We start from the raw sequence: 21,174 nt of genomic DNA on the forward strand, positions 1-21,174 counted from the left end.
TCCAATGGGAGGGCAATCAATGAACAAAGATCAAATGGAATTGGCGTCAGCTGAACGCCGCAATTTCCTCAAACTCAGTGCCAGCGGCGCGTTCACGGCCGCACTGGTGGCGGGCGCAAGCGGCGTGCTGTGGTCATCCGAGGCCGCGGCGCAGACCGCGAAGGAGGAAAAGGAACGCGAACAAGCCGCCGAGCATGTGATGACGGTCGCTACGGCCTATGTGCTGGGCGCCTCGCGCAGCTATCCGATCATGCAGCTGGACCTGAAGGAGAACATCCAGAACGCAACCAACGGCAAGGTCTATGTCAAGCTGGCCCCGGGCGGGCAGCTGGGCGCGGGCGGCGCATTGGTGCAGAAGGTGCAGGGTGGAACCATCCAGGCGGCCCAGCATTCGCTGTCGAACTTCGCACCCTTCGCTTCGACCGTGGACCTGATCAACATGCCGTATCTGTGCGGCTCGAACCAGCGGTTCACCAACCTGGTGCATTCCGACACCTGGAAGAACGAAGTGCACCCCAAGGTCGAGGCCGCAGGCTTCAAGGCGCTGTTCTATGTCGTGATCGACCCGCGCGTTGTGGCCGTGCGCCAGGGCGGAAATGCCATCATTACCCCATCGGACATGAGCGGTGTGAAGTTCCGCGTGCCCGGGTCCAAGATGCTGCAGCAATACTACCGCATGGCCGGCGCCAACCCGACGCCTGTTGCCTGGGGCGAGACCCCCTCGGCCATCAAGCAGGGCGTGGCGGATGCGCTCGACCCGTCGGTCGGCGCGCTCTATGTGTTTGGCTTCAAGGATATTCTGTCTCACGTCACCTTCACCCAGGCGGTGCCGGACAGCCAAGTCTATTCCTGCAACCTGGAATGGTTCAACTCGATGCCGGCCGATGTGCAAGAGGGCATCATGTGGGGCTCGGAGATGACCAGCCACCAGAACCTTGCCAAGGTCCCCTCGGCCCGCGCCTACGCCATGGCCGAGTTGAACAAGGCCGGAGTCGAGTTCCACTCGCTGACCGAAGATCAACTGGCCGAGTGGCAGGAGGCCGGCGGTTATCAGCGCTCGGAGTGGGACCCCTTCAAGACCGAGTTGGCCGGGTCGATGGACGCCTTCGAAAAGCTGGTCGAAGCGGCCGGAACCCAAGGCAAATACTACGTCCACGACGCCTGATGCGGACCGGGCGGGCGCCGGACGTGTGCCCGCCTTTTCGCCAGACCTGCAGGGCCTGAGCTTTCAGGCCCATCCCCCCAGCCTTGCCGAGGGAAGCGATGTCCTTACTCATAACCATAGACCGCAACGCCGAACGCTGGCTGCTTCTGGTGTTCTACGTGATGCTCGTCATCACGATGGCAATCGAGGTGCTGCGGCGCGAGATCTTCGCCTATTCCTCGATCTGGGGCGAGGAGATCGTCCGCTATTCCTTCATCTATCTGGCCTGGATCGGCGCGGCCGCGGCCGTCAAGGAACGCGCCCATATCCGGATCGACGTCATCATGCATTACCTCGGCCCCCGGCCCAAGGCGGTGCTGTATATCTTCGGTGATCTGGTGATGTTCGCGGTGGCGGTGATCGCGCTCTACTGGTCCTACGAGGCGGTGCATGTCTCGGCCAAGTTCGGGTCGGTCACTGACGGGCTGCGGGTGTCGAAGGTGTGGTTCCTGATGGCGGTGCCTACGGGCTTTGCTCTGATGATCTGGCGCCTGATCCAATCGTTGATGAACGATATCAAAAGTCTTCGTGACGGCACGCCCGTTTTCGAAGGCGACAAGCTGTTTGACTGAGGAGAAACCGGATGCTTTGGAGTTCTCTCAATCAAACGGTCGAACTGGGCTGGGATTTCTACCTGCCCGTGATCCTGTTCGTCGGCCTGATCGCGCTGGCGGTTCCGGTCTGGGCCGCGATCGGCTCGGCCGCGATCGTGATGCTGATCATGTCGGGCGACCTGCCGCTGAGCCTTGTGGGCGAAAGCCTGTTCACCGGCATCGACGCCTTTGCCCTGACCGCGGTGCCGCTGTTCATCCTGACCGGTGACGTGCTGGTGCGAACCGGGCTGTCGCGCAAGTTTCTGGACGTGGCCGAGGCGCTGACTTGTTTCGCAAAAGGCGGGTTCGGCTCGGCCACGGTTCTGGTCTGCGGCATGTTCGCGGCCATCTCAGGCTCTGACGCGGCGGGGGCGGCGGCGGTGGGTCGGATGACGATCAACCGACTGGTCGAAAGCGGCTATCCGCGCCCCTATGCCTGTGCGCTGGTGGCGGCGGGGGCCTGTACCGGGATCCTGATCCCGCCCTCGATCGCCTATATCATCATCGGGCTCGTGCTGGGCATCTCGGCCTCGACCCTGTTTCTGGCTGCTCTGATCCCGGGGCTGGCGATCCTGATCTCGATCCTCGTGACCAATATCATCATGAACCGCCTCTATGCCTATGAGGGCGGCGGGATGATGACCATGGGCGAATGGCTGGCCAATCTGGGCAAGGCGCTGAAATCAGGCTGGTACGCCTTCATCGTGCCGGGCATCATCTTCTATGGCATCTTTTCGGGTCGCCTGACCCCGACCGAGGCCGGCGCGACCGCCGTCGTAGTCACCATCATCATGGGGTTCATCCTGCGCACGCTGACGTTGGCGGACTTCCCGTCGATGCTGGTCAGCTCGGCCAAGGTGAACGGGGTTATCCTGCCGATCATCGCCTTCTCGGCCCCGCTGGCCGAGGCGCTGGCGATCATGGGCGTGCCGCAGGGCTTCGTGGCCTCGGTGACCTCGCTGACCGAGGATCCGTTCCTGCTGATCCTGCTGATGATCGGCATTCTGATCGCGGCTGGTTGCGTCATGGAGACGACACCGAATATCGTCATCCTGGCCCCGATCCTGAAACCGCTGGCGGACAACATCGGCATGAACGAGATCCAGTTCTGCATCATGATGATCACCGCCTTGGGCGTTGGCTTCATCACGCCGCCACTGGGGTTGAACCTGTTCGTGGTGTCGGGGATCACGGGTGAATCCATCCTCAAGATCGCGGCCCGCGCCGTGCCCTTCGTGCTGACCATGCTGATCGTCGTCATCCTGATCGCCTACGTTCCGGCGCTGTCGACCACTTTGCTTCCTGAAATCTACCAATAGGATCTTCTGAACATGCCGCGTGAATACCTCAAGAAGGCCACCCTGACCGCACAATCCCACGCGTCCGAGGTGCATGACACGGTCAAGACCATCCTGGCCGACATCGAGGCCGGCGGAGACGCCAAGGCGCTGGAATACGCGGCCAAGTTCGACAAGTTCGAGGGCAACGTGCTGATGACCCCCGCGGAAATCGACGCCGCCTGCGCCCGGGTGCCGGAAAAGCTCAAGGCCGACATCCGCTTTGCCCAGGACAACGTGCGCCGCTTTGCCGAGGCGCAGAAGGCCACCGTGTCGGATGTGCAGCTGGAAATCGTGCCGGGCTTCATCGCGGGGCAAAAGGCCATCCCGGTCGATGCGGCGGGCTGCTATGTGCCCGGCGGGCGGTATAGCCACATCGCCAGCGCCATCATGACCGTGACCACCGCCAAAGTGGCGGGGTGCCGTCACATCACCGCCTGTTCACCGCCCCGCCCGGGCGAGGGCGTGGCCCCGGCGATCGTCTACGCCGCCCATATCAGTGGCGCTGACAGCATCCTGGCCATGGGGGGCGTGCAAGGCGTGGCCGCCATGACCTATGGCTTGTTCGGGCTGCCGCGCGCCAACATCCTTGTGGGGCCGGGCAACCAGTTCGTGGCCGAGGCCAAGCGCATTCTGTACGGCAAGGTCGGCATCGACATGATCGCGGGCCCGACCGACAGCCTGATTCTGGCGGATTCCACGGCCGACCCCTTCGTCGTGGCCACCGACCTGGTCAGTCAGGCCGAGCATGGCTACAACTCGCCCGTCTGGCTGGTGACCGATGACCGCGATCTGGCGACGCGGGTGATGGAGCTGGTTCCGACCCTGATCGCCGATCTGCCCGAGCTGAACCGCGACAACGCCGCCGCCGCCTGGCGCGACTATGCCGAGGTGATCCTGTGCGCGGACCGCGAAGAGATGGCCGCGTGTTCCGACGATTACGCCCCCGAGCATCTGACCGTGCAGGCCGCGGATCTGGATTGGTGGCTGGATCGACTGACCTGTTATGGATCGTTGTTCTTGGGCGAAGAAACGACCGTGTCCTATGGCGACAAGGCCACCGGTACGAACCACGTCCTGCCCACATCGGGCGCGGCCAGCTATACCGGCGGGCTGAGCGTGCACAAATACATGAAGATCGTCACCTGGCAGCGGGCGACGCGCGAGGGTTCGAAACCCATCGCCGAGGCGACTGCGCGGATTTCGCGTCTGGAAGGGATGGAGGGCCACGCCCGCGCGGCCGATGTGCGTCTGGCCAAGTATTTCCCGGACGAAAATTTTGACCTGACCGCAGATGAATGACCCCCTCGACCTGTTCGATCTGACCGGCCGGGTGGCCTGCGTCACGGGCGCCAGTTCGGGGCTAGGCCGGCGCGTTGCGCAGGTGCTGGCGGCTGCAGGCGCGAAGGTGGTAGGCGTTGCCCGACGGGCCGAAGCACTGGCCGAGTTGCAGGCCGAGATCGGTTCAAGCGCTGCGGTTGTCGCAGGTGACGTGGCCAACAGGGAAGGCCTGCCAAGGCTGGTCGAACAAATCGCGGCCCCGTTCGGCGCGCCGGATATCGTGGTTCATGCCGCCGGGGTGAACACGCGACAGGCCGCCGATGATGTCACACCGGAAGGCTGGGATGCGACGCTGGGCCTGAACCTCGGTGCGCCGTTCTTCTTCAGCCAGGCCATGGTGCCTGCGATGAAGGCGCGTGGTTGGGGCCGGATCGTGAATTTCGCGTCGCTGCAGACGACGCGGGCCTTTCCCGGCGGGATCGCCTATGGGGCCAGCAAGGGCGGGATCGCACAGCTGACCCGCGCCATGGCTGAGGCCTGGTCGTCCCACGGGATCACCGCCAACGCCATCGGCCCGGGCTTCTTTCCGACCGAGCTGACACAGGCGGTGTTCGATGACCCCGCCCGCGCGGCCCGCAACGCGGCGCAGACATGCATCGGTCGCAATGGCCGTATGGAAGACATCGACGGGCCGATCCTTTTTCTGTGCTCGCAGGCATCCGACTATGTCACCGGGCAGATCCTGATGGTTGACGGGGGGTTCACGGCGAAATGAAAGCTCTGGTTTATGAAGGTGTCGAACAGCTGGTCTATCGCGACGTACCGGACGCCGCGCCGCAACCGGGCGAGCACCTGATCCGGGTCGAGGCCGCTGGGATCTGCGGGTCCGACATGCATGCCTACTTGGGCCATGATGCGCGCCGCCCGGCGCCCTTGATCCTGGGTCACGAGGCGGCGGGCACAGTGATCGGCGGCCCCAAAGACGGAACGCGGGTCACGATCAATCCGCTTGTAAATTGTGGGCAGTGCCCGGCCTGCCAAGCGGGGCGGGAAAACCTGTGCCCCGACCGTCAGATCATCTCGATGCCCCCGCGTGAAGGCGCCTTTGCTCAATATAATTCGATGCCCTGGGATAATCTGGTCGAGGTGCCGGATCACGTGCCCTTCGCCAAAGCCGCCTTGGCCGAGCCGCTGGCCGTCAGCTGGCATGCCGCGCGCCTTGCGCTCGAGGCGCTGCACCCGGCGATGGAGCGTCGTGCGCTGGTGATCGGGGGTGGGGCGATTGGCCTTGCGGCGGCGCTGGCGCTGCGGGCGATGGATGTCGTGGATGTGACCATCGTCGAACCCAACGACCTGCGGCGTAAGTTCCTGCAAAGGCTGGATTGCGCCAAGGTCGCACCCGAAGCGCAAGGCGAATTTCCGATCGTGGTCGACGCCGTGGGTTTTGCCGCCACCCGTGTGGTTGCCTCGGAACGGGCCCAACCCGGCGGAGTGATCGCGCATGTGGGCCTGGGCGAGGACGCCGGCGGGTTGGACGTGCGACGCATGACCCTGCAAGAGATCACCTTCATCGGAACCTACACCTATACCGCGCAGGATTTCCGTCAGACTGCGCAGGCCATCTTTGACGGCGCTCTGGGCCCTCTGGACTGGATCGAAGAACGCGATCTGGCCGATGGCGCCCGGGCCTTTGCCCAGTTACGCTCGGGCGAGGTCGCGGTTCCGAAAATCGTGCTGTCCCCGTGGGCCTGACTGCCCGGAACTGGAGGTAACCATGTATAAGAAAATTCTTGTCCCCATGGCGCTTGACCACGGCATTTCGCCACAAACGCTCGAGATTGCCCGCGCCTTGGGCGGCGGATCCGCCGAGATCGTGGCGCTGCATGTCTATGAGATGCCGCAGGGCTCGGTCAGCGTCTATCTGGATAAGGATGCCGTGGCCGATGGCTTTGCCCGCGCCCGCGAAGTCCTGATGAACAAGCTGGAAGGCCTTACGGACGTAAAGCCCGAACTGGTCAAAGGCCACACCGCGCGCACGATCATCGACTATGCCAACGACCACGGGTTCGATTGCGTCGTCATCGGCTCGCACCGTCCCGGACTGACTGATTATTTCCTTGGCTCCACCGCGTCGCGCGTGGTGCGGCATGCAAAATGTGCCGTCCACGTCCACCGCAGGGCCTGACCCGTCCATCGCGCCCTCGGCGCCCCAACCCAGGAACAGAAGTTTCGACATGAACATAGACAAGAAGATCACCGAAGATCTGGTGGCCAACGACATCTCGTTCGTCACCACGGTGCCGTGCAAGCAACTGGCCGGCGTCATCGCCGAGATCGACGCCCACGACTCCATCTACCACATCCCCTCGAACAAAGAGGACGAGGGCATGGGCCTGTGCGCCGGGGCCTGGATGGGCGGCAAGCGCCCCGCGATCATCATGCAGAACACCGCGATCGGGGTCACGATCAACACGCTGGCGACGCTGATCCAGTATTACCGGATGCCGCTGCCGATGCTGATCTCGTACCGGGGCGAACTGCGCGAGCCCATCGCCTGCCAGGTCGAGATGGCCGTTCACACCAAGGCCCTGCTGGCGCAGCTGCACATCCCGACCTACCATTTCCACCATCAGGAGGACGTGGCCGAGCTGGATGCTATCCTGAAATACACTTTCATGTGCAACAAGCCCGTCGCGATCCTGACCGACGCCAATTTTTGGGGAGGCTATGGCGACCAATGATCCGTTCTGAAATCCTGAAGGAAATCGCCCCGATCCTGCGAGACCAACTGGTGGTGTGCAACATCGGCATCCCCAGCCAGGAACTGCATGCCATCGACGATCAGCCCACCAATTTCTACATGCTGGGCACGATGGGGTTGGCCTCGAGCATCGGTCTGGGTCTGGCGCTGGCCCAGCCGAAACCGGTAATTGTCATCGACGGCGACGGCTCGATCCTGACCAACCTGGGGACGCTGCCGACCATCGCCAACAACGTGGCCGACAACTACATCCTGCTGATCATCGACAACGGCTCGTATGGCTCGACCGGCGATCAGCCGACCTATGCGGGGCAGAAGACCTCGCTGGCCAAGATGGCCGAGGCGGCGGGATGCGAGCGCGTGATCGAATGCCGGGCCGAAGAGACCGGCCGCGTGCTGCAAGAGGCGCTGGACGCCCGCCAGATGACCATCATCGTCAGCAAATGTGAAAGCGGAAACGCCAAGATGCCGCCGATCACGATGGACCCGGTCGTCATCCGCGACCGCTTCATGAAGGCCGTTCAGGCCTGATGGGCGCAAGCGCCATCCACAGCGCCGAAGATGCCCGCCGGTTGGCCCGGCGGCGTCTGCCGTGGATGGTGTTCGACTATATTGACGGGGCCGCCGGGTCCGAGGCTGGGACCCGGCGCACCCGCGCGGCGCTGGACGCCATGACCCTTCAGCCCCGGATCCTGCGCGATGTCAGTAGCCGGTCACTGGCAACCCGCGTATTCGGGCAACCAGCCGACAGGCCCTTCGGCATCGCGCCAATGGGCATGTGCAACCTGTCAGCTCCGGGCGCCGACCTGATGCTGGCGCGGCTGGCGGCGCAATACGGGGTGCCGCTGGGCGTTTCCACGGTGGCCTCGACACCGATGGAGGCGCTGATCGAAGAGGCCCGGGGCCATGCCTGGTTTCAGCTGTATTTCAGCGGCGATGGCAACGGCACGTTCAAGCTGGTCGATCGGGCAAGGGCCGCGGGCTACAAGACTCTGATCCTGACGGTTGACGTGCCCGAAGTCGGCCGCCGCCCGCGCGAACTGCGCCACAGCTTCCGGATGCCGTTCCGGATCGGGCCGTGGCAGTTTCTGGACTTCGCGCTGCATCCGCGCTGGTCGATCTCGACCTTGCTGAAGGGCAAACCGCAGATGGCGAATTTCCTGATGGAGGGGTTCGAGTTCGACCGCACCGAAAGCCGTGCAAAGGCCGATTGGGACACGCTGGCAAGGTTGCGCGACCGGTGGCCGGGCAAGCTGGTGGTCAAGGGCGTGCTGGATGTAGAAGACGCGGTTGCGCTGAAGGCGGCCGGAGTCGACGCCATCCAGGTCTCGAGCCACGGCGCCCGCCAGTTGGAGAGCGCGCCCGCGCCGATCTCGGTCCTGCCGCAGATCCGGGCGGCGGTCGGCGACGACTATCCGCTGTTCTACGACAGCGGCCTGCGATCCGGCGAAGATGCGCTCAAGGCGCTGATGGCCGGTGCCGATTTCCTGTTCTTCGGGCGGATCCTGCAATTCGCCACCGCGGCGGGCGGCGAGGCCGGTTTACACCGGTTGTGGGAGGTGCTGTCCGAGGAGATGGACATCGCCATGGCCCAGATCGGTGTCAGCACCTTGTCGGAGATTCAACGACCGAACGGGGACTAGCGCGAGTGGAACAGGTTCTGGAACTCCTGCCTCATCCGCAGGCGTTCTGGGTATTCCTGCAAAAACCGTTCGGGCGGCTTGCCCTCCCAGACCTGGGCATAGACGCGCATTTTGTTGCCGCCGTAGATTTTGGCGAGGTCCTCGTTTGAATAGCCCCGCGCCCACAGATCGTCGGTTATCGCGGCAAGGATCTTGGCCAATTCACCATTCCCGGTTGCGCCTTTGTTGAACGCGTCAATCATGTAGCCACCGTCGTCATACATGCTGGCATTCGCGGTCGCGAACTGAACGACAAGTTCGGTTGAAAACATGTCGTCCGTCGCGATCCCGACATGGTCGACGCCGACAAGTTGGACATAATAGTCGATCATATCGGCGGCTTGCTTGGGTGAGATGTCTTCGGGCCATACCCCGTCCATCATCCATTCTGTGAATGTGGGCGATATGTATCCTCCGGACTTGGCTGCTCGCAGTGCCTCGTCGTCCGGGATGGCTCGGTAACAGCCCTTGGTCGTGGCGTTGGGCTCATTCGCATAGAGCCCTGCCGGAACCGAGTGGGTGTAGACATAGGGCACGCCGGGATAGTTCTCGTCCATGTAGTCCATCGCGTCGTTGGCCGTTTTCGACCCGGTGTGGCTAAGGTCCAGCAGGATGCCAAAGCGCACCATCTCATCGATCACGGATTTGCCCCATGGGGTCAGACCGATGTCCCGTCCGTTGTAAGCTGCCAACTGCCCTGATCCGGTTCGGAAAATGTCGTTGTAGGCCAGGATCATGCTTTTGATGCCCATGTCCTTGAGCAGGGCCATCTTCTTGAGGTCGCCATCCAGAATCGTTGCCGTTTGGCTGTTCCAGATCACAGCCGTCTTGCCCTGAGCATGCGCGGCCTCGATATCGCGTGTTTCATTCACGATCAGATAACTCTCGGGCTGCTGCGCCATGGCGGCGCGGAAGTGATAGTGCTGTTCAAGCAACGTGTCGAACGACGTGTCAGCGGCGGCCAATGTCATTTCATGGCCGGTGATGCCGTTGTCCCGGGCGCGTTGGAAGTAGGTGTGCAGTTGTTCGTCTTCGGTCCAGCCGGTTCCATAGGGGCTGGCCAGCATGCCCAGTACGATCGTGTCCTGCACGAACTGCCTGGCTTCGTCCGATGCACCCCAGGTCTTGCTCTCTTCGCTGGCGTGAAGGGGTGCGGCGATTGTCAGGACAGTTGCGGCTGCAGCCATCAGTGGCTTCATCGAGTGTCCTTCCATGGGTTGCATTGCCTCAAGTGGGCAGACCCGGCCAACGTCAGAACACGAGCCTTGTCCGCAGGCCGAACAGGGCCACGCTGTCCTGGCCGGGGTTCAGCAGTGGGTTCGAGATGAACTGCACCGACGGCGTGATCTGCAAGCCGGGCGAAATCGAAAAACGGTAGAAAGCTTCGAGGGTGAACTGATCGCCGTCGATGCCACGGGCTTCGGCCCAGTTCAGCCCCAGCCCAGCCAGATCGGTGTTCCGGCCGTAGTACCCGATGCCGGCTGACAGGGACCGATCATACAGCGCCGCCGTTCCCTTTGCCGCGCCGGCGCGCAGGAACGGCATCCATTGGTTGCCCACGAACCACGCGGCGGAGAAGGCCGCGCCATAGTCTTCGGCCCGGCTGCCGTCATCGGCTGCATCCGCGTGCCAAAGTGTCAGATGGATGTTGTCGAAATAGATCCGATCAAAGCCCGACGTGTAGCCCAGTTCGAGCGATTTGAAGAGGTTGCCGTCGCTGAAAACGTCGAAGTTCGGATCGGACGGATCGGCGTTTGCGTCAGCGACACTGGCCACAGCATAGAAATTGCTGCCCAGCCGCATGCCCCCGGCAAGACCCAGCCCGGGGTTGGGGGCGTTTATCGTCGGATTGGTGTTGAACGACAGGTTCTGGAAACCGCTATAGGGACTGACAAGGCCATAGATGTCGACGAAGTCGGTCACGTCGATCTGACCGAATTGCAGCGTCCACGACCCGTCCGCGGCCCGCTGCGACCAGAACAGGTTGGTCAGCAGCAAACCCGTGTCGTTGAAGGCGGTTCCTGTGATCGAAAGCGCGCCTCCGTCCAGGCCCAGAAACTGCGGAGCGACATCGGTATAGCTGTGCCGGTGTTCGACCTTGAAGGTCAACGAACCCTGTTCGGTTGCCTGCCAGCTGCCATAGAAACGGGCAATTCCGCTGGCGGCTTCGCCTGCGCCCAGGTCGGCATCCGTCGTTTGCCCAAGGGCCAGATAGTCAATGTTGAAACGGAACCCGTCTTCGGCCAGACGATCCTTCCAGGCAAACCATCCAGGCGCGATATTGCGTGGAAAATCCGACCGGAATTGCGGGTCGGTCAAGCCGTCTCCGGGTTCAAGCTCGGCATTCACCGATGAGGGACCTGACAATCCCTGAGCGACCGCACCCGAGGCCCAGACAAGGGCCGCCAGCACCGGCGCAATCCGCCGGATCATTCCGAGGCCGCCTGACCACCGGTTTTGCGCCGCCCCGCGGCTCGAAGAATATCTGTCGCGTCCTCGCTCCACTCCAGCCCGTCGGTGCGGTTCTGTAGCGTTTCGACCTTGTCTGCCTCCAATTGGAACGTGGCGCGCATCGGCATCAGCCCGTCGACCACGACCATCTGGTGATCGGTCGGCGAAATCGTCAGACGTCCCGTCAGGCGGACGGGTTCGTGGACATAGCTGGGAACCCAGTCGGCATCCAGCATCACACGGATCATCTGGTTCGGCGGCGGCGGCGGCATATGACTGCACATGCCCCGTTCGGGCACCAGATAGACAACAGATCGCCCGTCCGCGTCCGCAGGAGCCGGAATGGCGAAACCGGACAGCGTGACCTCTTGCCCGTCATACAAGGGGTTGCCAAGCGTGGCTGCTTTTTCCCTGCGTTCGGTCACGACCTGGCGTTGACCCAACAGCCAGTCCACGTCGACACCGCCCGCGGCTAGCGCATCCTCGGTCTCGTGCAGAAGTTCCTGCCACTTCTGGCGGTCCTCGTCCGTTCCGACATCCTGCTGCAGCCGGCCACGCAGCCGAACGACGAACAGGACGTCGTCGAATTGTTCGGGGCTGAGGTCGCGATAGGGGTCCTCAAAGGTCTGGACGGTCGGGTCAGGCAGATCGTCCCAACCAACCGAGAGGCCGGCCCAAGTGGGCGCGCCCGTACCCAAGCTGAGCGTCGCCGCAATCAGCAGAGTTCGGACGGAGTTCAGAAAGGCGGGCTTGTCATGGCGGTCCCGACCGCGAATCCTCATCATGGCCCTAGTTGAGCGTATTTTTGTAGATCACGCCATCCTTCATGATCAGGCGGATGGTCTCGGGGCTGTCAGGCCGCGGGTCCGCACCGAACCACTGATCGCCTGTACCCACGACCGAGAAATCTTCGAGCGGGTTGCCGTCGATCAGCAGGATATCCGCATAGGCGCCTTCCTCGATCACACCGAGCTTGCCAGCCGTGTAAGGGTTCGAAAAATCGCCTGACAATGCTACGACCTCACCGCCGATTGACGTAAGCGTCACCATCGACTGGTACGGTCCGAAGAACTCGTTATTGAGATGTTTTTCATAAGCAATCTGGATGTTGCATGCTTCCACTGATCCCACGCAATCGGTCTGAAATCCGCGTTTTACCGGGCATTCCTTCATATTCGGAATGTAGTTCGCGAAAGTCGCGGACGCCGATATCGCTTTCGCGAGGCTCTTGGGCTCGTTCTTGACCGATGGGATATCCAACAAACCCGGATCAAAAGCCGTGAGGTTAGTTGTTATGTAAGCCCCTTTCTCGTTCATAATCTCGGCAATCTCGCAATCGAAGGAGAAGCCGTGTTCAATGGACATTACACCGGCCTCAAGGGCGTTCATGATTGCTTCCTTGCGGTAAGAATGCGCCATGACATAGGTGCCGTATTCGTTGGCAACCTGAACGGCAGCTTCGATTTCTTCCTTGGAGCCGGCGAGCAACTGCCATGGGTCAAACGCCGAGATCACCCCACCCGACTGCATGAATTTCAGCTGTGTCGCCCCCATGCGCATGTTATTACGACCATACAAGTAGACATCATCGACACCGCTGACCTGTTGCGCCATGTTCAGATTACCGAAGTTGGTCTGCCCGCCCGGCGGCGAAGTGAAGGATGCGAAGTCAGCGTGGCCGCCGCGTGTCCCGAGGAACGCGCCTGACGCATAGTGACGTGGACCGACGATCTGTCCGGCGTCGATGGCCCTCCGCAGACCGCCGTTGGCGCCGCCCGCATCTCTTACAGTCGTAAATCCTTGCATCAGGTACATCTCGGCCATCCTGGTTCCATGGATGCCAAAATCCTCCCAGGTTGAGTTCGTTTCCATGGAAGCGATAGACGGTCCCATGAGCATGAGGTGTGCGTGAAGCTCGATGAAGCCAGGTGTCAGTGTCCTACCGCCGCCATCGATCACCTCCGCATTGGGGGCATCAATCGCATCGGTTGATACTGCCTTAATCAGGTTGCCTTCGATCAGAACGCTGGCATTCTCGATGCGCTGTTCATTCACGCCATCAAAGACATGCACGTTGGTGAACAGTGTTTGAGCTGGTTTTTCATCCTGGGCCGCCGCCGGCCAAGCGAGACTGAGGGCACAGACCACTCCAAGGTATAGACGTTTCATCACTGTTCCTCCCGTTTGTGCCTGTTTGGCTGTCATTATCCTAGATTTGAATATGATAGGGCCGGCGATCCAAAGTCAAACCTTCGGGGTTGATCATTGGAGGGGGAACAGGCCGTTTGTCCGATCCGCTTGATGCAGACGGGTGGCATGAGGGCATTGGCGCCGTCGATGATAACCGCGACTGGCTCAGCGGGCGCGGCCCAAGGCCAAACTCGAGGATTTCAGGGAAGTGGTAGCGGAGGAGGGACTTGAACCCCCGACACGCGGATTATGATTCCGCTGCTCTAACCAACTGAGCTACTCCGCCACGGTGAGAGGCGATTTAAGGGAGGGGCCGAAGAGGGTCAAGAGGGAAATGCCACGAAATTGCGGGATTCTTCATCCGGCCGTGTTGGCGGGTTTCGACGGCGATTGCGAAGCGTTGGCCACGCGGCGGACGAACTCTGCGCAGGCCTCGGGTGCGGTCAGAGGGATCATGTGGCCGCGGTTCTCGAGCTGTTCAAAGCTCAGCCCGTATTCCACCATCGGTGCGCCTTGCTGGCTGGGTGACAGGATCGGATCTTCGGCCCCGTACAGGATGCCGCCCCCTACCTTCAGTTCGTGGTAGCGTTGGGATTGGGCATCGATGCTGGCGTCCACGCCCGCCAGATCCTGCGATCCGGTGATATAGGCTGACGGGCGCAGCCCCAAGGCGCCACCGGCGCGGTTCAGGAAATCACTCGGGGCCGGTTCAGGGGCGAACGCCTCGCCGATCACATGCGGCGCCGTGGTTTTCGCCAGGGGAACAGCGATCGTGTTGGCGATCAGGCTGCGCAGCCATTCGGTCCGGATCTCCAACGCCTTGAAGATGGCGGGTGTGCTGGGTACCCGATGTGTGAGCGGGGCCAGCAGGGCCAGCGCCCGAACCCGCTCAGGATTGTCCAGCGCCATGGCGAGCGACACCGCGCCCCCGAGCGAGTGTCCGACCAGAATGGCCTGCGATACGCCCTTGGCTTCGAGGAATTCGTGGACCATCCGCGCCTGTTCCGGCAGGGTGGCCAGCCGCGCGTGGTCGCGGGTCGAATACCCGCACCCGGGCCGGTCAACCGCGATGACGTGAAAGTCGTCGGCCAGAAGGTCGGTCATGGCATAGGTGAAGTGCTGCAACTGGCCGGTCAGCCCGTGGATCAGAACCACCGTCGGCTTCTCTGGATCGCCCTGTTCGACATAATGGATCGAACCGCCGTTCACCGGCAGGATCTGCCCGGGCTGAGGCACGGATTGGGCTCCCATCCGCGTCAGGCGCCGGGTCCAAAGATGCATCAGGATCAACGCGGCGCCGATGATCAGCGCAATGGTCAGCAGGGTGGTCATGTCGGCGGTCCTTTGGTCTGGGCGGGATCAACGGGATGGTAATGCTCGAGCCCGGCCTTCGCCAGACGTTTGCGGAATTCCGAAACGGTGCCGGGCCACAGCGTCGTGTTGCGCCCCTGTGCGTCCTGATACCACGAAGTGCATCCGCCGGCCTGCCAGACACTGTCGGTATGACGCTCCTGCATTTCGCGGGTGAAGTCGGCCTGCCGGTCAGCGTTTGGAGCAATCGCGGGCAGACCCGCGCGCTGCATCTCCTCCAGCACCCGTCCGATATGGGCAACTTGCGCTTCGATCATCAGAACGACCGAGTTGTGGCCCAGCCCGGTATGCGGCCCCAGCAGGATGAAAAAGTTGGGAAACCCGGCAATGGCGGTGCCCAGATTGGCCTGCATGCCTTCGGCCCAGGCGTCTTGCAGGCTCAGTCCGTCCGCGCCGCGGATGTCCAGCCTTTGGACCGCGTCCGTCACGTGGAATCCGGTGCCCCAGATCAGAATGTCGGTCGCCGTCCGACTGCCGTCCGTCGCGACGATCTCGGACCCTTCGATCCGCTCGACCCCATGCGGGATCACGCTGACATTGTCGCGGGCGAGCGCTGGGTACCAGTCGTTCGAGCTGAGGACGCGCTTGCATCCGATCCGGTAGTTCGGTGTCAGAATGCGGCGCATTTCGGGGTCGGATATGGCCTCCTCCAGCCCTTTGCGCCACATTTTCATGGCAAAGGCGACCGCGCGTTTTTCGCCGCGAAACACGCGGTGGCGGAATTCGAACAGCCAGTAGATGAACTGCCTGCGGATGCGCGGCAGCAGCGGAATGCGGCGATAGAGGTGCCGGACCCAGGGCGCAATCGGCCCGTCGGGACGCGGCAGAACGTAAGGCGCGCTGCGTTGGAAGATGGTGACATGGGCGGCGGTTTTGGCGATTTCCGGCACGAACTGAACGGCGGAAGCGCCGGTGCCGACAACTGCTATGCGTTTACCCTGCAGCGGCACCGTGTGGTCCCATTTGGCCGAGTGGAATGCCGGACCCTGAAAGCCCGCTGCTCCCGGGATCTCGGGAGTGCTGGGGATGTGCAGGGCGCCGATGGCCGACACCAGGAACCGTGCCTTCCATTGCGCGCCGCCGGTCGTCTCGACCTGCCAATACGTTCCGTCCCAGTGGGCGGACTTCAGTTCGGTGTGGAAATGGCACAGATCGTACAGCCCTTCATCACGCGCAACGCGGCGCATGTAGTCCCAGATTTCGGCCCCGCCTGCATAGGCGCGGGTCCAGTCCGGGTTCGGATGGGTTGCCATCGAATACAGGTGCGAGGGCACATCGCAGGCCACGCCGGGATAAGTGTTCTCTCGCCATGTGCCGCCGATGTCGTCGGCCTTTTCAAGGATCGCGATGTTGTGGATGCCGCGTTTGCGGGCCTCGATCGCCATGATCAGCCCCGAGAACCCGGCCCCTACGATCAGCATGTCAGTGTCGTGGGTCATGCCTGCACCTCCTCCCAAAGGTACAAGGTCAGGATAGGGTCAAACGGCGTTCCAGGAAAACCTGCCGTTGGGTCAGTCTGGGTTTAGATCGTCGGGCAGGGGGCGCGGCAGTTGATCCAGCAGACGGAACACCTGCGCACGGCATGCCGGTCCGGTCCAGTCCGGCGGGCAGAATCCGTCGGGCAGGTCGGGCAGGCGCAGAACGACGCGCCGCCACCGGTGCACGATCAACGTGCGCAGGGTGGCGATCTGACAGGCTGTGGGTTCCCAACTGGCCGGGCGGCCTCGGGACACGTGGCGCACGGCCTCGTACAAGGACCGGCAAGCCGTGCGCAATTCGGGCGGAAACAGCTTTTCATGCACCCATTGCGGGACCGAGCGGGCGGTGACTTCAAGGATCAGCAGGTCGTCCTGGTCCACGGGCGGTGCCCCCGGTCCCAACGCAGCGTTGCGGCCGATCGGCGTGTAGTCGTGGCTGAGCAGGATGTCTTCCAGCAGCCGGGTGCCGGTGCCATCCTCGGCGATCAGCAGGTGCAGCGGCGTATCCGGCGCAGGGTCGCGCGCATAGATGCGCGGCGTGACCCGGGCTGATTGCGTGCGGCCATATTCGGTCAGGAAATGCATCGAAACGCGCCCGACCCGGTCGCTTTCGATCCAGCCATCCTTGCGCAGACGGTGCAGGGCCACGCGGATCGCCTCGGGCTTGATGCCCATCGGTTCGATGATGCGGCCCAGCGCCCCGCCCGATATCTTGGCGCCGCGCTCCTGCGCCATGTCGCCGAACAGCGACACGATGATCGACCAGACCCGCTGATTCTGCGGGTCGGCCAATTCGGCCACGGCCTGGGTGAACCACGGATGCGCGTTGGTCATGCGCCCAGTCTATCCGGCCCGGCTGTGCAAGAAAAACACTTTGCCGTGCGCTCAGTAGGCGTTCATGGTCAGCAGTTCGTATTCGGCGACCTTCTCGTCATCCTGATTGGTCAGGGTCACGTGCCAGCGCACCTCGCCATAGTCGTCGGTGCGGCGGGTCTTTTGCTTGACCGTCAGTCGGACCTTGATGCTGTCGCCGGCCACGACCGGCTTCATGAAGCGCAGGCCGTCCAGTCCGGTATTGGCCAGCACCGGCCCTTCGTTCGGCTCGACGAACAGGCCGGCGGCAAAACTCAGCAGCAGATAGCCATGCGCCACCCGGCCCGGAAAGAACGGGTTTCTGGCCGCCGCGTCCTCGTCCATGTGGGCATAGAAGGTGTCGCCGGTGAAATGGGCGAAATGTTCGATGTCGTCCAGCGTGATGGTCCTGGGCGCCGTGTGCAGCGTCTCGCCGATCTGCAGGTCCCCGAACTTGCGGGTGAAGGGATGGGCGGGGCCTTGGATCTCTGGCGCGCCGGGGATCCATTTCCGGCCGATCGTCGCCAGCATCCGGGGCGAGCCCTGCAGGGCCGTGCGCTGCATGTAGTGTTTCACGCCGCGCACGCCGCCCATTTCCTCGCCGCCGCCGGCGCGACCGGGGCCGCCATGGACCATGTGCGGCAGAGGCGAGCCATGGCCGGTGGATTCCTGCATCGAGTCGCGTTCGTTGATGTAGATCCGCCCGTTGAAGGCGGCAGCACCCATCACCACTTGGCGCGCGACCTCGGGGTCATGGGTGATCAGCGAGGTGACCAGCGACCCCTGGCCGCGATTGGCCAGCGCGATGGCGTGGTCCAGATCGCGATAGCCCATGATGGTCGAGATCGGGCCGAACGCCTCGGTGTCATGCACGTGCCGGGCGGTGTCGGGATCGGCGCAGTGAAACAGCATCGGCGGCACGAAGGCGCCTTTTTCGGCATCGGCGCCGACCACCTCGAAGGCATCCGGGTCGCCGAACACGCGTTCGGCCTCCTGCCCGATGAGGCGGGCCTTGGCCAGAACGTCGGCCTTCTGCCCGTTCGAGACCAGCGCGCCCATGCGCGTGGAATCCAGCCGCGGATCGCCGATCGTGGTCTGCGCCAGTTTGGCCGAGATCGCGGCGATCAGCGGCTCGACCTGCGCCTGAGGGGCGATGATGCGGCGGATGGCGGTGCATTTCTGCCCGGCCTTCGTCGTCATCTCGCGCACGACTTCCTTGACGAACAGGTCGAATTCGAGCGTGCCGGGTGCCGCGTCGGGGCCAAGGATCGAGGCGTTCAGGCTATCCTGCTCGGCCACGAACCGCACCGAGTTGGTCACGATCACCGGGTTCTGCCGCAGCTTCATCGCGGTGTCGGCCGAGCCGGTAAAGCTGACCACATCCTGACAGGTCAGGTGATCCAGCATGTCGCCCAGCCCGCCCGAGACCAGCTGCAGTGCGCCGTCGGGCAGGATGCCGCTGTCCAGCATGATCCGCACGGCCAATTCGGTGACATAGCAGCTGTTGGTGGCCGGCTTGACGATCGCCGGAACCCCGGCCAGCAGGGTGGGGGCCAGTTTCTCCAGCATGCCCCAGACCGGGAAGTTGAAGGCGTTGATATGCACGGCCACGCCCTGCAGCGGGGTGCAGACATGCTGGCCCAGGAAGGTGCCATTCCGCGACAGCTGCTCGACATCGCCATCCAGAAAGACATGGCCGTCGGGCATCTCGCGCCGCCCTTTCGAGGCAAAGACGAACATGGTGCCGATGCCGCCGTCGATGTCGATCAGGTGATCCTTCTGCGTGGCGCCGGTTTCAAAGCTGAGATCATAGAGCGCCTGTTTGCGTTCCGACAGCGCCTGCGCCAGCGCCTTGAGCATCTTGGCGCGTTCATGGAAAGTCAGCCGGCGCAGGGCGGGCCCACCCACGTCGCGGGCATGGGTCAGCATCGCCTGTACGTCCAGCGCGTCGTTGCCGGCGGTGGCGAAGGGCTCTCCGGTGATGGCCGAGGCGATGGTACGGGCCCCGGATCCGGGCGCAACCCACTGGCCCGCGGCGAAACTGGAAATCTGTTTCAGAGACATGAAATGCTCCTGTATTGGGGCCGCCTTGCGCGGCGAAATGAGCTCAGTGACCCAGCGCGCCCATCTGTTGCGGCAGGTACAGAACCACGATCGGAACCAGAACGATCAGCGCCAGGCGGAAGATGTCGGCCACCCAGAACGGGGTCACGCCGCGAAAGATCGTGCCAGTCGAGACGTCGCCCACCACGCCCTTCAGGATGAACACGTTCAGGCCCACCGGCGGGGTGATCAGCGAAATCTCGGTCACCACCACCACGACGATGCCGAACCAGATCGGGTCATAGCCCAGCGAGGTCACCAACGGGAAGAAGATCGGAACCGTCAGCAGCAGCATCGACAGGGATTCGAACACGCAGCCCAGGATGATGTAGATGCCCAGAATCATCAGGATCACCACGAAGGGTGCCACGTCATAGGCGGTGACCATTGCGATCAGCGCCTCGGGCAGGCCGGCCAGGTTGATGAAATTCGAAAAGATCTGCGCGCCGATCAACACCGCAAACAGCGCGGCGGCGGTAAAGCAGGTTTCCTTCAGCACCTCAAAGGTCGATCCCACGGTCAGCCCGCCGCGGAACAGCGCGATCAGAAAGGCGCCGGCGGCGCCCATGCCTGCGGCCTCGGTCGGCGAAAAGGTCAGGTTCAGCGGTTCGAAATCGAGCACGCCGTACAGCCCGCCGATCACCAGGAAGAACAGCAGCAGCACCGCCCAAACGGACCCCAGCGCGCTGATGCGCTCGCCCCAGCTGGCGCGTTCACCGGCTGGTCCGGCCTGAGGGTTGCGCCACACGGTCCAGCGCACGGCGAACAGGTAGAACAGGATGCCCAGAATGCCGGGGATGATGCCGGCCATGAAAAGCTTGCCGATCGAGGTTTCGGTCAGCAGCCCGTAGATGACCAGGATGACAGAGGGCGGGATCAGGATGCCCAGCGTGCCGCCGGCCGCGATCGAGGCGGTCGACAGTTCGTCGGAATACCCATAACGGCGCATCTGCGGCATCGCGACTTTGGACATTGTCGCGGCGGTGGCCAGCGACGATCCGCAGATGGCCGAAAACCCGCCGCAGGCCGCGACGGTCGCCATGGCGATTCCGCCGCGCATATGGCCCAGAAAGGCGTTGGAAACGGCGTAAAGCTCGCGCGCCATGCCGCCCTTGTTGACGAACAGGCCCATCAGGATGAACAGCGGTACGACCGACAGGCCGTAATCCTGCGCGGTATCGGTGATCTGGCGGCCGACCATCGACATCGCGGCCTTCAACCCGCGCTCGTCAAAGATCGAGCCGCCGCGTTCATAGGCAAAGCCCAACGTGCCGACCAGCCCCATGGCAAAGACGATGGGCAGGCGCATCAGCACCAGGATCAGGACAAGGGCAAATCCGATGAGTGCAGCGGTCATTGAGTGGATTCCGTCAGGGTCTTGGGGGCAAACAGGTGCAGCAGTCCGGTGATGATCATCACCACGGCGGTGATCGCCACCGACGCAGCGATGAACCAGCCGACGAGGTAGGTCGGGATGCTGAGGTATTCGGTGACATCGCCATAGTCGCGGGCGCGTTCGGCCAGTATCCAGACGCGCTGGACCGGCCAGTACAACATGACGCCGCTGAGGATATAGATCACCGCGTCACGCAGGCGGCTGAGGCGCAGGCGGTGAAAGATACCGTCGGTCAGGTCCACGGCGATATGCCCGTTGGTGACCGAGATGATGGGCAGCACCGAGAACACCAGAATCGCCATCAGGATGCGCGTCAGTTCAGTGGCGGCCTCGATCGGCGCGTTGAAGACCGACCGCAGGATCACGTCGCAGAAGGTCATCACCATCAGGATGAACAGGGCCGTGCAGGCGACGATCACCGGCAGGACGCTGGCGCGCCGTACAAGCTGGATGAGAGGGGTCATCGGGGGGCTCC

At 63.0% G+C, this 21,174-nt stretch carries 20 protein-coding genes and 1 tRNA gene; 10 read left to right on the forward strand and 11 right to left on the reverse strand.

Annotation, left to right across the window (positions count from 1 at the left end; genetic code table 11):
* Positions 1-19: 19 nt before the first annotated feature.
* From ACR0MM_RS07840 to ACR0MM_RS07885, 10 genes are all read left to right on the forward strand, one after another.
* The gene (locus ACR0MM_RS07840; RefSeq protein ID WP_480695447.1) at positions 20-1,165 is read left to right on the forward strand and encodes a TRAP transporter substrate-binding protein; all 1,146 of its coding nucleotides are present in this window, start codon (positions 20-22) and stop codon (positions 1,163-1,165) included.
* Positions 1,166-1,263: 98 nt separating this feature from the next.
* Complete coding sequence (locus tag ACR0MM_RS07845) at positions 1,264-1,776, forward strand: TRAP transporter small permease (RefSeq protein ID WP_480695449.1); 513 nt, start codon at positions 1,264-1,266, stop codon at positions 1,774-1,776.
* Positions 1,777-1,787: 11 nt separating this feature from the next.
* Positions 1,788-3,116: a TRAP transporter large permease gene (locus ACR0MM_RS07850; protein ID WP_170340241.1), complete on the forward strand. Its 1,329-nt coding sequence runs from the start codon at positions 1,788-1,790 to the stop codon at positions 3,114-3,116.
* A 12-nt stretch (positions 3,117-3,128) separates the two neighbouring features.
* Positions 3,129-4,436, forward strand: a complete 1,308-nt coding sequence (gene hisD, locus ACR0MM_RS07855) for a histidinol dehydrogenase (protein ID WP_260064749.1) — start codon at positions 3,129-3,131, stop codon at positions 4,434-4,436.
* Complete coding sequence (locus ACR0MM_RS07860) at positions 4,429-5,190, forward strand: SDR family NAD(P)-dependent oxidoreductase (protein ID WP_480695452.1); 762 nt, start codon at positions 4,429-4,431, stop codon at positions 5,188-5,190. The genes hisD and ACR0MM_RS07860 overlap by 8 nt, the downstream gene beginning before the upstream one ends.
* Positions 5,187-6,167, forward strand: coding sequence for a zinc-dependent alcohol dehydrogenase (locus ACR0MM_RS07865; protein WP_480695454.1), 981 nt, complete (start codon positions 5,187-5,189; stop codon positions 6,165-6,167). The genes ACR0MM_RS07860 and ACR0MM_RS07865 overlap by 4 nt, the downstream gene beginning before the upstream one ends.
* 22 nt (positions 6,168-6,189) lie before the next feature.
* Positions 6,190-6,600: a universal stress protein gene (locus tag ACR0MM_RS07870; protein ID WP_170340249.1), complete on the forward strand. Its 411-nt coding sequence runs from the start codon at positions 6,190-6,192 to the stop codon at positions 6,598-6,600.
* 49 nt (positions 6,601-6,649) lie between these two features.
* Positions 6,650-7,156, forward strand: coding sequence for a sulfopyruvate decarboxylase subunit alpha (comD, locus tag ACR0MM_RS07875; protein ID WP_475142825.1), 507 nt, complete (start codon positions 6,650-6,652; stop codon positions 7,154-7,156).
* On the forward strand, positions 7,153-7,707 hold the full coding sequence (comE, locus tag ACR0MM_RS07880) for a sulfopyruvate decarboxylase subunit beta (RefSeq protein WP_170339641.1): 555 nt from the start codon (positions 7,153-7,155) through the stop codon (positions 7,705-7,707). The genes comD and comE overlap by 4 nt, the downstream gene beginning before the upstream one ends.
* Entirely contained in the window at positions 7,707-8,819 is a 1,113-nt protein-coding gene (locus ACR0MM_RS07885) for an alpha-hydroxy acid oxidase (RefSeq protein WP_480695456.1), read from the forward strand. The genes comE and ACR0MM_RS07885 overlap by 1 nt, the downstream gene beginning before the upstream one ends.
* On the opposite strand, the gene ACR0MM_RS07890 is transcribed toward ACR0MM_RS07885, so the two are convergent.
* From ACR0MM_RS07890 to ACR0MM_RS07940, 11 genes are all read right to left on the reverse strand, one after another.
* Entirely contained in the window at positions 8,816-10,057 is a 1,242-nt protein-coding gene (locus tag ACR0MM_RS07890; protein ID WP_480695458.1) for a membrane dipeptidase, read from the reverse strand. The genes ACR0MM_RS07885 and ACR0MM_RS07890 overlap by 4 nt on opposite strands.
* 52 nt (positions 10,058-10,109) lie before the next feature.
* Positions 10,110-11,291: a carbohydrate porin gene (locus ACR0MM_RS07895; protein ID WP_480695460.1), complete on the reverse strand. Its 1,182-nt coding sequence runs from the start codon at positions 11,289-11,291 to the stop codon at positions 10,110-10,112.
* On the reverse strand, positions 11,288-12,091 hold the full coding sequence (locus ACR0MM_RS07900) for a DUF3299 domain-containing protein (RefSeq protein ID WP_480636742.1): 804 nt from the start codon (positions 12,089-12,091) through the stop codon (positions 11,288-11,290). The genes ACR0MM_RS07895 and ACR0MM_RS07900 overlap by 4 nt, the downstream gene beginning before the upstream one ends.
* 7 nt (positions 12,092-12,098) lie before the next feature.
* Positions 12,099-13,478 (reverse strand): amidohydrolase family protein, encoded by a 1,380-nt coding sequence (locus tag ACR0MM_RS07905; protein ID WP_170365066.1) that lies wholly within the window; start codon positions 13,476-13,478, stop codon positions 12,099-12,101.
* A 230-nt stretch (positions 13,479-13,708) separates the two neighbouring features.
* Positions 13,709-13,785 (reverse strand) — tRNA-Met (locus ACR0MM_RS07910).
* Positions 13,786-13,856: 71 nt separating this feature from the next.
* Entirely contained in the window at positions 13,857-14,831 is a 975-nt protein-coding gene (locus tag ACR0MM_RS07915; protein ID WP_170365190.1) for an alpha/beta fold hydrolase, read from the reverse strand.
* Positions 14,828-16,309: a flavin-containing monooxygenase gene (locus tag ACR0MM_RS07920; protein WP_480695462.1), complete on the reverse strand. Its 1,482-nt coding sequence runs from the start codon at positions 16,307-16,309 to the stop codon at positions 14,828-14,830. Before ACR0MM_RS07920 ends, ACR0MM_RS07915 begins: the two co-directional genes overlap by 4 nt.
* Positions 16,310-16,381: 72 nt before the next feature.
* The gene (locus ACR0MM_RS07925; protein ID WP_480695464.1) at positions 16,382-17,182 is read right to left on the reverse strand and encodes a PaaX family transcriptional regulator C-terminal domain-containing protein; all 801 of its coding nucleotides are present in this window, start codon (positions 17,180-17,182) and stop codon (positions 16,382-16,384) included.
* Between the two features lie 51 nt (positions 17,183-17,233).
* Positions 17,234-19,264, reverse strand: coding sequence for a phenylacetic acid degradation bifunctional protein PaaZ (gene paaZ, locus ACR0MM_RS07930; RefSeq protein WP_480695466.1), 2,031 nt, complete (start codon positions 19,262-19,264; stop codon positions 17,234-17,236).
* A gap of 43 nt (positions 19,265-19,307) precedes the next feature.
* Positions 19,308-20,660: a TRAP transporter large permease gene (locus ACR0MM_RS07935; RefSeq protein WP_170365198.1), complete on the reverse strand. Its 1,353-nt coding sequence runs from the start codon at positions 20,658-20,660 to the stop codon at positions 19,308-19,310.
* Positions 20,657-21,163: a TRAP transporter small permease gene (locus tag ACR0MM_RS07940; RefSeq protein ID WP_480695468.1), complete on the reverse strand. Its 507-nt coding sequence runs from the start codon at positions 21,161-21,163 to the stop codon at positions 20,657-20,659. Before ACR0MM_RS07940 ends, ACR0MM_RS07935 begins: the two co-directional genes overlap by 4 nt.
* Positions 21,164-21,174: the final 11 nt, after the last annotated feature.

The organism is Ruegeria sp. BC6 (assembly GCF_056539185.1).